10 protein-coding genes are annotated in these 13,064 nt (G+C 58.1%); 1 reads left to right on the plus strand and 9 read right to left on the minus strand.

Features of this window, described 5'->3' with window-relative positions; genetic code table 11:
• Positions 1-5: 5 nt before the first annotated feature.
• Together ftsH and rlmE are read right to left on the minus strand one after the other, a co-directional pair.
• The gene (gene ftsH / locus E3O56_RS00230; RefSeq protein ID WP_032803717.1) at positions 6-1,916 is read right to left on the minus strand and encodes an ATP-dependent zinc metalloprotease FtsH; all 1,911 of its coding nucleotides are present in this window, start codon (positions 1,914-1,916) and stop codon (positions 6-8) included.
• 200 nt (positions 1,917-2,116) lie between these two features.
• Entirely contained in the window at positions 2,117-2,767 is a 651-nt protein-coding gene (rlmE, locus tag E3O56_RS00235) for a 23S rRNA (uridine(2552)-2'-O)-methyltransferase RlmE (RefSeq protein ID WP_003194199.1), read from the minus strand.
• A 106-nt stretch (positions 2,768-2,873) separates the two neighbouring features.
• Here rlmE and E3O56_RS00240 point away from each other — a divergent pair, with 106 nt between their 5' ends.
• Positions 2,874-3,182 carry a YhbY family RNA-binding protein gene (locus tag E3O56_RS00240; RefSeq protein ID WP_003176146.1) on the plus strand — a complete coding sequence of 103 codons (309 nt, stop codon included), beginning with the start codon at positions 2,874-2,876 and terminating at the stop codon, positions 3,180-3,182.
• A gap of 9 nt (positions 3,183-3,191) precedes the next feature.
• On the opposite strand, the gene E3O56_RS00245 is transcribed toward E3O56_RS00240, so the two are convergent.
• The 7 genes from E3O56_RS00245 to dnaK form a co-directional block, all read right to left on the minus strand.
• Positions 3,192-3,596 (minus strand): hypothetical protein, encoded by a 405-nt coding sequence (locus E3O56_RS00245; RefSeq protein ID WP_032879441.1) that lies wholly within the window; start codon positions 3,594-3,596, stop codon positions 3,192-3,194.
• A 28-nt stretch (positions 3,597-3,624) separates the two neighbouring features.
• Positions 3,625-4,101 carry a transcription elongation factor GreA gene (gene greA, locus E3O56_RS00250; RefSeq protein WP_005791494.1) on the minus strand — a complete coding sequence of 159 codons (477 nt, stop codon included), beginning with the start codon at positions 4,099-4,101 and terminating at the stop codon, positions 3,625-3,627.
• On the minus strand, positions 4,098-7,319 hold the full coding sequence (carB, locus tag E3O56_RS00255; protein WP_005791497.1) for a carbamoyl-phosphate synthase large subunit: 3,222 nt from the start codon (positions 7,317-7,319) through the stop codon (positions 4,098-4,100). Before carB ends, greA begins: the two co-directional genes overlap by 4 nt.
• A gap of 105 nt (positions 7,320-7,424) precedes the next feature.
• Positions 7,425-8,561, minus strand: coding sequence for a glutamine-hydrolyzing carbamoyl-phosphate synthase small subunit (gene carA / locus E3O56_RS00260; protein ID WP_005791498.1), 1,137 nt, complete (start codon positions 8,559-8,561; stop codon positions 7,425-7,427).
• 259 nt (positions 8,562-8,820) lie between these two features.
• A complete protein-coding gene (gene dapB, locus E3O56_RS00265; protein ID WP_005791500.1) occupies positions 8,821-9,627 on the minus strand; it encodes a 4-hydroxy-tetrahydrodipicolinate reductase in 807 nt (268 codons plus the stop codon).
• 10 nt (positions 9,628-9,637) lie between these two features.
• Entirely contained in the window at positions 9,638-10,762 is a 1,125-nt protein-coding gene (dnaJ, locus tag E3O56_RS00270; RefSeq protein WP_005791501.1) for a molecular chaperone DnaJ, read from the minus strand.
• Between the two features lie 317 nt (positions 10,763-11,079).
• Complete coding sequence (gene dnaK / locus E3O56_RS00275) at positions 11,080-13,002, minus strand: molecular chaperone DnaK (protein WP_005791503.1); 1,923 nt, start codon at positions 13,000-13,002, stop codon at positions 11,080-11,082.
• Between the last annotated feature and the right edge of the window lie 62 nt (positions 13,003-13,064).

The following is a 13,064-nucleotide window of genomic DNA, read 5'->3' on the forward strand; positions in this document are numbered from 1 at the left end:
AAACCTTAGTGGTCAGCTGCCGGGCCGCCGATCGGGGTCTCAGGGCGTTCGTTCTGAACGACGGGTGGGGTACCCGAAGTACCTGAACCACCTTCCCAATCGCGAGGCTCACGCGGTGTACGACCGGCCATGATGTCGTCGATCTGATCGGCATCAATGGTCTCGTACTTCATCAGCGCATCAGCCATGGCATCAAGCTTGTCGCGGTTATCGGTGAGGATCTGCTTGGCCGTGCCATAACACTGGTCAATGATGCTGCGAACTTCGGAGTCGATCAGCTTGGCAGTCTCACCGGAGAAGCTGGCACTTTGACCGCCACCACCACGACCGAGGAACACCTCACCCTCTTCCTCTGCATACATTAAAGGACCGAGTTTTTCCGACAAGCCCCACTTGGTCACCATATTTCGTGCAATCTGGCTGGCACGCATGATGTCATTGGAAGCGCCTGTGGTGACGCCATCGAAGCCCAGGGTCATCTCCTCGGCAATCCGCCCGCCATACAGCGAACAGATCTGGCTGATCAATGCACGCTTGGAGAGGCTGTAGCGATCCTCTTCCGGCAGGAACATGGTCACACCCAGCGCACGGCCACGAGGAATGATCGACACCTTGTAGACCGGGTCATGCTCAGGCACAACGCGACCAACAATGGCGTGACCGGCTTCGTGATAAGCCGTGTTCTGCTTCTCTTTCTCGGACATGACCATGGATTTGCGCTCAGCGCCCATCATGATCTTGTCTTTTGCCAATTCGAACTCTTTCATTTCAACAATGCGCTTGCCGGTACGGGCAGCAAACAACGAAGCCTCGTTGACCAGGTTGGCCAGGTCGGCACCGGAGAAGCCAGGCGTACCACGGGCAATCACAGCCGGAGCCACGTCGTCACCCATTGGCACCTTGCGCATGTGTACTTTCAAAATCTGTTCACGACCGCGGATATCCGGCAGGCCAACCACGACCTGACGGTCGAAACGGCCCGGGCGCAGCAACGCCGGGTCCAGTACGTCCGGACGGTTGGTCGCGGCGATGACGATAATGCCGTCATTCATCTCGAAACCATCCATCTCTACCAGCAACTGGTTGAGGGTCTGCTCACGCTCATCATGACCACCACCCATGCCAGCGCCACGATGGCGACCAACGGCATCGATCTCATCGATGAAGATGATGCACGGCGCATGCTTCTTGGCCTGTTCGAACATATCGCGAACACGGCTGGCGCCCACACCGACGAACATCTCGACGAAGTCAGAACCGGAAATAGTGAAGAAAGGCACCTTGGCTTCGCCGGCAATCGCCTTGGCCAGCAAGGTTTTACCGGTACCTGGTGGACCTACCATCAACACGCCGCGAGGAATACGACCACCCAGGCGCTGGAACTTGCCCGGATCACGCAGGAACTCGACCAACTCACCCACTTCTTCCTTGGCTTCGTCGCAACCTGCAACGTCAGCCAGGGTAGTCTTGACCTGGTCCTCGGAGAGCAGACGTGCCTTGCTCTTGCCAAAGCTCATCGGCCCGCCCTTGCCTCCCGCACCACCTTGCATCTGGCGCATGAAGAACATGAACACGGCGATAATCACCAGGATCGGGAAGCTTGCCACCAGGAGCTGAGTCCAGATGCTTTGCTGTTCAGGCTGCTTGCCTTCGACAACCACGTGGTTATCCACCAGGTCACCGATCAGACCGTTGTCCTGGATTGCCGGACGAATGGTCTTGAAGCTGTCGCCGTCGTTGCGCTTACCGGTAATCACGTAGCCATCAACCGCTACGCGCTCGACCTTGCCATCCTTAACTTGCTGGATGAAGTCGGAATAGTTGAGGGTCTGCGGCTCGTTAGGGCTGGAGAAGTTGTTCATCACCGTCACCAGGACAGCCGCGATGATCAACCACAGGATCAGATTCTTTGCCATATCGTTCAATTAACTACCCTCTGAAGCAAGCTCCGCTACTGGCGCGCGCTTCGCATGATATTCACCGGCCTAACTTACTACATTACCTACAACTCTGGCAGGCGCCGTCTGTAACCCTTTGTGAAACTTTGACTACACAATATTCGTAAAGCTTCGTGACGAAAGCGATATAAAAAAACCTATCGCCCTCCTCGAATTTCTCAAAAACGCTCTTCGCTCGCTGCGCCTTCCACACCGCGGTAGCCACGGCACAGCAGATACTGCTCCCTGGACCGGTCACGGGAAGAGTCCGGTTTACGGGTCTGCACCTTGTCGAACAACTTGCGAATGTTCTTGTGGTACTCGTCGAAACCTTCGCCCTGGAAGACCTTCACCAGGAAATCGCCACCCGGACGCAATACCCGACCTGCCAAATCCAGCGCCAGCTCACACAGGAACATGGCACGCGGCATATCAACAGCCGGTAATCCACTCATATTGGGGGCCATGTCGGAAATCACAAGGTCTACCTGCGAATTTCCCACAGCCTCCAGGATCTCGGCCAATACCTTGTCTTCGGTAAAGTCGCCGTGAACAAAGGTCACGTCCGGGATGCTGTCCATCTCGAGGATGTCGGAAGCGATCAATCGGCCTTGCCCACCAATCAGACGACTGGTCACCTGGGACCAGCCACCGGGGGCCGCGCCGAGATCGATAACGCTCATGCCCGGACGGATCAGTTTATCCTTGTCCTGGATCTCCAGCAGCTTGTAGCTGGCCCGGGAACGGTAGCCGTCCTTTTGCGCCTTTTTGACGTAAGGATCATTGAAATGTTCTTGTAGCCACTTAAGGCTGGTTTTGGAACGGGCCACGGGCCACCTCGAAAAATAAAACGGGTCGTGATTAACTGGGCGGTCCCGGACTCGCTCGGGTAAACTGGCCGCCGCTTTTTACAAGATCAGACGCAGGGGTCAGATTATGCCGCTCACTCAAGAGCAGAAGAAACAGTACAAATCCATTGGCCACCATCTGAAACCAGTTCTGATTGTGGCAGACAACGGGTTGACTGAAGGTGTTTTAGCCGAATTTGAACGCGCACTGAACGATCACGAACTGATCAAGATCAAGGTCAATATCCTTGATCGCGAAGCGCGTTTGGCCGCCGTTGCAGAACTGTGCAAGGTGGGCAAAGCGGACCTGGTTCAGGTCATCGGCAAGATGGCGCTGCTGTATCGCAAGAACTTCAGCGTCAACAAGCAACTGTCGAACGTTCATCGCTTCAAATGATGAAAAGGGTCACGGGCGTGCTTCGCGCGCCCTGCCACTCCACCCCGGCGCCGGCTGCATGACCAGCACCAAACCGGAAAACCCTAGCACAAGATAGCTGAATAACTGCCAGCGCAACGCTTGCGGCAGCCAAATATACACCACGCAAAACATCGCGCACGCATACAGCGCCATCAACAGCAGTTGCCCGCGAATGTCCCGCCACAAACTCTCAAAGCCCTCAGCCTTGACCAGCACTAACGCCTGGAGCAACACACACGCCGCCGCAAAACCCACCAGCAGCGCGCTCAGCAATTTGTCGATCTCATCGATCAGTAACGGTGCCAGACCAATAAGGCCCAGCACCGGTAATACACCCATATGCAACAGCCACAGGCCGCCCACCCAAAGCATCTGAGAGAGCTGCCAAAGCATGGCGCCCGCACGTAGCGGGCGCCGTCTTTCAGATGTGGCGGACTTCGACAATCTCGTACTCGATGACGCCGCTCGGCGTTTTCACGGCAACGACGTCACCCTCTTCCTTGGCAATCAAGGCGCGAGCGATCGGCGAGCCGACAGAGATCTTGCCTTGCTTGAAATCAGCCTCATCCTCACCCACGATCTGGTAAGTCACGCTTTCGTCAGTCTCGACGTTGGCGATTTCCACGGTCGTGCCGAAAATCACCTTGCCGGTATGCGGGATGGTCGTGACATCAATGATCACCGCATTCTGCATGCGGCCCTCGATATCACGAATCCGCGCCTCGACCATACCCTGCTGCTCGCGAGCAGCGTGGTATTCGGCGTTTTCCTTCAAGTCACCCAGCTCGCGGGCCGTACCGATGTCCTGGCTCAGCTTCGGACGTACAACCTTGGTCAGATGGGCGTGCTCCTCTTCCAGGGCCTTGGCGCCCTGGACGGTCATTGGGTATTTGATCATGCCTTCAATCCTGCGTGTAGATCCTGCAAGCGACGCACGGTCTTTTCCGGACCGAACTTGAGCGCTTCGCAGATAGCTTCGCCAGCAGCAATGGTGGTGGTGCAGTAGATCTTGTGCTGCAAGGCATTACGACGAATGGAGTAGGAATCCGCGATCGACTGACGACCTTCGGTGGTGTTGATGATCAGCGTGACTTCGTCATTCTTGATCATGTCGACCACATGCGGACGGCCTTCCGTCACCTTGTTCACGCGACGTACTTTCAAGCCCGCAGCCTCGATCAGCTTGGCGGTCCCGGCAGTCGCGACAACTTCAAAGCCCAAGTTGATCAGATCACGGGCCACGCCCGCAACCAGTGGCTTGTCGTCATCACGCACGCTGATAAATGCAGTACCGCCGGTCGGCAGCACTTCGCTGGCACCCATCTGGGCCTTGGCGAACGCTTCACCGAAGGTATCGCCCACACCCATCACTTCACCGGTGGACTTCATCTCTGGGCCCAGGATCGGGTCCACACCAGGGAATTTGGCGAATGGGAACACCGCCTCTTTCACGCTGTAGAAGTTGGGAATGATTTCCTTGGTAAAGCCGATTTCCTTCAAGGTCTTACCGGCCATCACACGGGCAGCGATCATGGCCAGGGACACACCGATGCACTTGGATACAAACGGCACGGTACGCGAGGCACGCGGGTTGACTTCAATGACGTAAATGTCTTCGCCTTGCAGCGCCAACTGAACGTTCATCAGGCCGACCACACCCAGCTCGAGGGCCATTTTCTTGACCTGTTCGCGCATCTCGTCCTGGATGTGCGCCGGCAGCGAGTACGGCGGCAGCGAGCACGCGGAGTCACCGGAGTGAACGCCGGCCTGCTCGATGTGCTGCATGATCGCGCCGATCACTACGTCAGTACCGTCGCATACCGCATCCACGTCCATTTCGATGGCGCAGTTGAGGAAGTGGTCCAGCAGCACCGGGCTGTCGTTGGACACTTTCACCGCATCACGCAGGTAGCGCTTGAGTTCGTCTTCTTCGTAGACGATTTCCATCGCGCGACCGCCCAGTACGTAGGACGGGCGCACCACCAGCGGGTAGCCGATCTTGCTGGCTGCACGGATGGCTTCGTCTTCGCTGCGCACAGTAGCGTTCGGCGGCTGACGCAGGTTCAGGCGCTCAACCATCTGCTGGAAGCGCTCACGGTCTTCGGCACGGTCGATAGCGTCCGGGCTGGTACCGATGATCGGCACGCCGGCAGCTTCCAGGGCACGCGCCAGCTTCAGCGGGGTCTGGCCGCCGTACTGGACGATCACGCCTTTAGGCTTCTCGACGCGGCAGATTTCCAATACGTCTTCCAGCGTTACCGGCTCGAAGTACAGACGGTCGGAAGTGTCGTAGTCGGTGGAAACCGTTTCCGGGTTGCAGTTGACCATAATGGTCTCGTACCCGTCTTCGCGCAGGGCGAGGGCGGCGTGTACGCAGCAGTAGTCGAACTCGATGCCCTGGCCGATACGGTTCGGACCGCCACCCAGGATGATGATCTTGTCGCGATCCGACGGCGCGGCTTCGCACTCTTCCTCATAGGTGGAGTACATGTAGGCAGTGTCGGTGGCGAACTCTGCGGCGCAGGTGTCAACGCGCTTGTAGACCGGAAAGATATCCAACTTGTGGCGATGAGTACGCAGGTTCTTCTCGGTCACACCCAGCAGCTTGGCCAGGCGCTGGTCGGAGAAGCCTTTGCGCTTGAGGCGGAACATCAGGTCGCGGTCGATAGACGACAGGCCCAGAGTCTTGACCTTCTCTTCTTCCTTGATCAGATCTTCGATCTGCACCAGGAACCACGGATCGATCATGTTCATGCCGAAGATATCTTCGACGCTCAGGCCGGCACGGAAGGCGTCAGCCACGTACCAGATACGCTCGGCACCCGGCACGGTCAGCTCGCGCTTGAGGATGCTCATGCTTTCCGGATTGCTCAGGTCGAGCTTCTCGTCCAGGCCGCAAACACCGACTTCCAGGCCGCGCAGGGCTTTCTGCAGGGATTCCTGGAACGTGCGGCCGATCGCCATGACTTCGCCGACCGACTTCATCTGGGTGGTCAGGCGCGCATCAGCCTTGGCGAACTTCTCGAAGGCAAAGCGTGGCAGCTTGGTCACAACGTAGTCGATAGACGGCTCGAAAGACGCCGGCATAGCGCCGCCGGTGATTTCGTTTTGCAGTTCGTCCAAGGTGTAGCCGATAGCCAGCTTGGCAGCGATACGCGCAATCGGGAAGCCGGTAGCTTTCGAGGCCAGCGCCGAAGAACGCGATACACGCGGGTTCATCTCGATCACGACCATGCGGCCGGTGTCCGGGCAGATGCCGAACTGAACGTTGGAACCGCCGGTTTCAACGCCGATCTCGCGCAGTACCGCCAGGGAGGCGTTACGCAGGATCTGGTATTCCTTGTCGGTCAGGGTCTGCGCCGGAGCTACGGTGATCGAGTCACCGGTGTGCACGCCCATCGGATCGAAGTTTTCGATGGAGCAGACGATGATGCAGTTGTCCTTTTTATCGCGGACCACCTCCATCTCGTATTCTTTCCAACCGATCAGCGATTCGTCGATCAGCAGCTCTTTGGTCGGCGACAGGTCCAGGCCACGCGCACAGATTTCTTCGAACTCTTCACGGTTGTAGGCAATGCCGCCACCGGTGCCACCCATGGTGAAGGACGGACGGATAATGCACGGGAAGCCCAGGGTCTCAAGGACCGCATTGGCTTCTTCCATGCTGTGGGCGATACCGGAACGCGGGCACGCCAGGCCGATGGACTTCATGGCCTTGTCGAAACGCGAACGGTCTTCAGCCTTGTCGATGGTGTCGGCATTGGCGCCGATCATCTCTACGCCGAACTTTTCCAGGACGCCTTCGCGCTCCAGGTCCAGGGCGCAGTTCAATGCAGTCTGGCCGCCCATGGTTGGCAGCAGCGCGTCCGGACGCTCTTTCTCGATGATCTTGGCAACGGTCTGCCATTTGATCGGCTCGATGTACGTCGCGTCGGCCATGGCCGGGTCGGTCATGATGGTGGCCGGGTTGGAGTTCACCAGGATGACGCGGTAGCCCTCCTCACGCAGGGCCTTACAGGCCTGGGCGCCGGAGTAGTCGAATTCGCAGGCCTGGCCGATCACGATCGGGCCAGCGCCGAGAATCAGGATGCTTTTTATGTCTGTACGTTTTGGCATGGGTTTGTCACTCAAATCCGCAGGTCAGTCGGCAAGCCGTCTAGAACAATCCTTGAAGAGCCTGCGGGGGCCACCGTGGTTCGGGGCCGCCCGCAGAGCACTCAGTCAGCGTCGCTTGGCCATCTCATTGATGAAACGGTCGAACAGCGGCGCTACGTCGTTCGGGCCCGGGCTGGCTTCAGGGTGGCCCTGGAAGCTGAACGCGCTCTTGTCGGTGCGCTCGATGCCCTGCAGGGAACCGTCGAACAGCGACTTGTGAATGGCGCGCACATTACTCGGCAAGCTGGCTTCATCCACCGCAAAACCGTGGTTCTGGCTGGTGATCATCACAACGCCGGTGTCCAGGTCTTGTACCGGGTGGTTGGCACCATGGTGGCCGTGGCCCATTTTCAGGGTCTTGGCGCCGGAGGCCAAAGCCAGCAGCTGGTGACCAAGGCAGATACCGAACACCGGAATGTCGGTTTCCAGCACGTCCTTGATGGCCTGGATAGCGTAGTCGCATGGCTCGGGGTCACCCGGGCCGTTGGACAGGAACACGCCGTCCGGCTGCATCGCGAGCACATCGCTGGCAGGTGTTTGCGCGGGCACCACGGTCACGCGGCAGCCACGCTCGACCAACATGCGCAGGATGTTGTACTTGACGCCGTAGTCATAGGCGACCACGTGGTAAGGCAGATCGGCAGCCTCGATAGTCGCGTGGCTGTCGGTCTTCAGATCCCACACAGTGGAACGCCACTCGTACTTCTCTTTGACGCTGACGACTTTCGCCAGGTCCATGCCTTTCAGGCCAGGGAAGCCTTGTGCTGCGGCAATCGCCGCCTCGTCGGAAATATTGTCACCGACCATGATGCAGCCATTCTGCGAGCCTTTTTCACGCAGGATGCGCGTGAGGCGGCGCGTATCGATACCGGCGATCGCCACAACATTGTTGGCTTTCAGGTAATCGGACAGCGACATCGTGTTACGCCAGTTGCTCGCAACCAGTGGCAGGTCACGAATCACCAGACCGGCCGACCAGACACGATCAGACTCGACATCTTCCGGTGTAGTACCGGTGTTGCCGATGTGCGGATAGGTCAGGGTAACGATCTGTTGGGCGTAGGAAGGATCGGTAAGGATTTCCTGATAGCCGGTCATGGCGGTGTTGAACACCACCTCTCCAACGGTTTGACCGTCGGCTCCAATGGCTTCGCCGCGAAAAATGCTGCCATCAGCAAGGGCGAGTATGGCTGGCTTAGTCAAGAAGACCTCCCGTAAATAAAGCCTGAAAGGGCGATCGCAGGTTGTAAAAAAGCGGAGTGACGTATGGACACGTCACCCCGCTTCTTCATCGAATTATTCTGCGCGCTTTTAGTGGACACACTAAAGCTGTAGCTTACAGAAAAAGGCTTTTTGGGTCCACCGCTAATGAGCCTTAAAGGCAGGAGAATGCGACAGGACGTCGCTTAGCGGGTAAAAACGGGGCCTCAGGATAATCCCGAGGCCCCATTTAAGCTACTGATTAGTGCAGATCCAGCACGTCGCGCATGTCATACAGGCCCGGCTCGCGGCCTTCCAACCAGAGCGCAGCTCGCACTGCACCCTTGGCGAACGTCATGCGGCTTGAAGCCTTGTGCGTGATCTCCAGGCGCTCGCCTTCGGTGGCGAACAGCACCGTGTGATCGCCAACCACATCACCACCGCGCACGGTTGCAAAGCCGATGGTGTCGCGCGCGCGCTCACCGGTATGGCCTTCACGCCCGTATACCGCCACTTTCGATAGATCGCGGCCCAGCGCATCAGCGATAGCTTCACCCATGCGCAACGCAGTGCCCGACGGCGCATCGATCTTGTGACGGTGATGAGTCTCGATAATCTCGATGTCGGCTTCGTCACCCAGCACACGCGCTGCCAGGTCCAACAATTTCAGCGACAGGTTCACGCCAACGCTGAAGTTGGCAGCAAAGACGATCGGAATATCCTTGCCCGCCTCCACCAGCAACTGCTTCTGCTCAGCACTCAAACCAGTCGTACCGATCACCATGGCCTTGCCTGCCTTGCGGCAGAAGGCCAGGTTTTTCAGCATCACGTCAGGCAAGGTGAAATCGATGAGCACGTCAAACTCGTCAGCCACCTGCTCAAGGCTGCCCGTCAACGAGACACCGATGCGGCCCAACGACGCCAACTCACCGGCATCCGCACCGATCAACGTGCTGCCCGGGCGAACAATCGCCGCCGTCAGCCCGGAGGCCGGCGAGCGTTGCTGCACCGCCTCGACCAGCGTCTTGCCCATGCGCCCGGCAGCGCCCATTACGGCTATACGTCGCATATTCACGTCCTTACAGGTCGCCGAAGAAGCGTTTCACGCCATCGAAGAAGCCAGTGGTTTTCGGCGAATGGGAGTCATCGCCTTCCAGCGAGCTGCGGAACTCTTCGAGCAGTTCGCGCTGACGACGGCCCAGGTTGACCGGGGTTTCCACCGCCACACGACACATCAGGTCACCCGCACCGCCACCGCGCACCGGCGCAACGCCTTTGCCACGGATGCGGAACTGCTTGCCAGTCTGTGTCCCCTCGGGAATCTTGAGTTTGACTCGACCATCAAGGGTCGGAATCTCCAACTCACCGCCCAGGGCCGCATCGACAAAGCTGATCGGCACTTCGCAGAACAGGTGTTTGCCATCGCGCTGGAAGATCGAGTGCTCACGCACATTGATCACCACGTACAGGTCGCCAGTCGGACCGCCCTGGGTCCCCGCCTCGCCTTCGCCCGACAAGCGGATACGATCACCGGTATCCACACCCGCCGGCACTTTCACCGAGAGGGTCTTGTACTCTTCAACACGACCTTCGCCGTGGCAGGAATCGCACGGGTCGGAAATGATCTTGCCCTGGCCATGGCAACGCGGGCAGGTTTGCTGCACCGAGAAGAAGCCCTGCTGCATGCGCACCTGACCAATGCCACCACAGGTCGGGCACGTGATCGGCGAGGAGCCTTTCTTGGCACCTGAACCATCGCACGGCTTGCAGTTGACCAGCGTCGGCACGCGAATATTGACGCTGGTGCCGCGCACGGCTTCTTCCAGATTCAACTCCAGCGTGTAGCGCAAGTCACTGCCACGCTGCGCGCCGCCACGTTGACCGCCACGGCCACCGCCGAAGAAATCGCTGAACACGTCGCCGAAAATATCGGAGAAGTTCTGACCGCCGAAACCGGCGCCGCCGCCACCCATGCTCGGGTCGACGCCGGCATGACCGTACTGGTCGTAGGCCGCACGCTTATTGGGATCACACAGGCATTCGTAGGCCTCATTGGCCTCTTTGAACATCTCTTCGGATTCTTTGTTATCCGGATTACGGTCGGGGTGGTGCTTCATCGCCAAGCGACGGTAGGCCTTCTTCAGGTCCGCCTCGCTGGCCCCTCGCTCCACACCCAATACTTCGTAATAGTCACGCTTTGCCATAAGTCTTTGCACTCTTAAGGACGTTCGGCCTGGCCCTCCTGAACCCTGCCAAACTCGTTGAGCCCCAATACAGGCCCGGACCCAACTCACGTCAATTCAACGATCCTGGTCATTACTGCTTTCAGCCAGGGACCCGGCCAAAAACGCGGTGAATGCCATTCGGAAAGCAGGAGCATTCCCGATCACACCGCCAGCATCCGAGCGTTGTCGCATGCTGTAAAAATTCGCATACCCCAGACACGCCAACGCGGGAGCAAGCTCCCGCGCGGCGACATCCTACCAGTCACCGCTTGTGAGCGGTCAACCGGGCGACCAAGTTACTTCTTCTGGTCTTCTTTGACTTCTTCGAACTCGGCATCGACAACATCGTCGTGCTTGGCTTCTGGCTCTGCCTGCTGCGCAGCACCGTCAGCCGGCTGGCCTTGTTCGGCGTACATTTTCTGAGCGACCGGTGCGGAAACTTTCGACAGCTCCTCGATCTTGGCTTCGATGGCAGCCTTGTCGTCACCTTTGATGGCGGCTTCCAGGGCAACCAAGGCCGCTTCGATTGCGGTTTTCTCTTCTTCGGTCACTTTGTCGCCAGCATCAGCGATCATCTTGCGAGTCGAGTGAACCAGCGCATCACCCTGGTTACGGGCGCCAGCCAGTTCAGCAAACTTGGCATCCGCATCAGCGTTGGCTTCTGCATCACGAATCATCTGTTGAATTTCTTCATCAGACAGACCGGAGTTGGCCTTGATGGTGATCTTCTGCTCTTTGCCGGTTGCCTTGTCTTTCGCGCCGACGTGCAGGATGCCGTTGGCGTCGATGTCGAAGGTCACTTCGATTTGCGGCACACCACGTGGTGCTGGTGGAATCTCAGCCAGGTCGAACTTGCCCAGGGACTTGTTCTGCGCGGCTTGCTTGCGCTCACCTTGCAGCACGTGAATGGTCACGGCGCCCTGGTTGTCATCGGCAGTCGAGAACACCTGGGATTTCTTGGTAGGAATCGTGGTGTTTTTCTCGATCAGCGCAGTCATCACGCCACCCATGGTTTCGATACCCAGGGTCAGCGGGCTCACGTCCAGCAGCAATACGTCTTTTACGTCACCGGCCAATACCGCACCCTGGATGGCAGCACCCATGGCAACAGCTTCGTCCGGGTTCACGTCTTTACGTGCTTCTTTGCCGAAGAACTCGGTTACCAGCTTCTGAACCAGCGGCATACGGGTCTGACCGCCGACCAGGATCACGTCGTTGATCGAGCCAACGTCGATACCGGAGTCTTTCAGTGCAATACGGCAAGGCTCGATGGTGCGCTGAACCAGGTCTTCAACCAGAGCTTCGAGCTTGGAGCGCGAGATCTTCACGTTCAAGTGCTTAGGACCGGTAGCGTCTGCAGTGATGTACGGCAGGTTGACGTCGGTCGACTGAGCGGAAGACAGCTCGATCTTGGCCTTTTCAGCGGCTTCTTTCAGGCGCTGCATGGCCAGCGGGTCACCCTTGAGGTTCATGCCGCTTTCTTTCTTGAATTCGTCTACGAGGTAGTCGATCAGACGGATGTCAAAGTCTTCACCACCCAGGAAGGTGTCGCCGTTGGTGGCCAACACTTCGAACTGGTGCTCGCCGTCAACTTCTGCGATCTCGATCACGGACACGTCAAAAGTACCGCCACCCAGGTCGTAGACGATCACAGTGTGGTCGCCCTTGGCCTTGTCCATGCCGTAAGCCAGAGCGGCTGCGGTTGGCTCGTTGATGATACGTTTTACGTCCAGACCCGCGATGCGGCCGGCGTCTTTGGTTGCCTGGCGCTGGCTGTCGTTGAAGTAGGCCGGAACGGTGATCACCGCTTCAGTCACTGCTTCACCGAGGTAGTCTTCGGCGGTCTTCTTCATCTTTTTCAAGATTTCAGCCGAGATTTGCGGCGGCGACATTTTCTGGCCGTTTACTTCAACCCAGGCGTCACCGTTGTCGGCCTTGGCGATTTTGTAAGGGACCATCTTGATGTCTTTCTGTACGACTTCTTCGTCGAACTTACGACCGATCAAACGCTTTACCGCATACAGGGTGTTATGCGGGTTGGTCACAGCCTGACGCTTGGCCGACTGACCCACGAGGATTTCACCGTCGTTGGCGTAAGCGATGATCGACGGAGTGGTACGTGCGCCTTCGGCGTTTTCGATAACTTTTGCAACGCCGTTTTCCAGCACGGAGACGCAGGAGTTGGTGGTCCCCAGGTCAATACCGATAATTTTGCCCATGATTTACTCTCCCGAACTTTGAATTTGGTTGCCGCAGCAGTTGTGGCTAACTGCGGTAGCAC

The organism is Pseudomonas sp. W2Aug9 (assembly GCF_023127755.1).
Classification (GTDB): domain Bacteria; phylum Pseudomonadota; class Gammaproteobacteria; order Pseudomonadales; family Pseudomonadaceae; genus Aquipseudomonas; species Aquipseudomonas synxantha_A.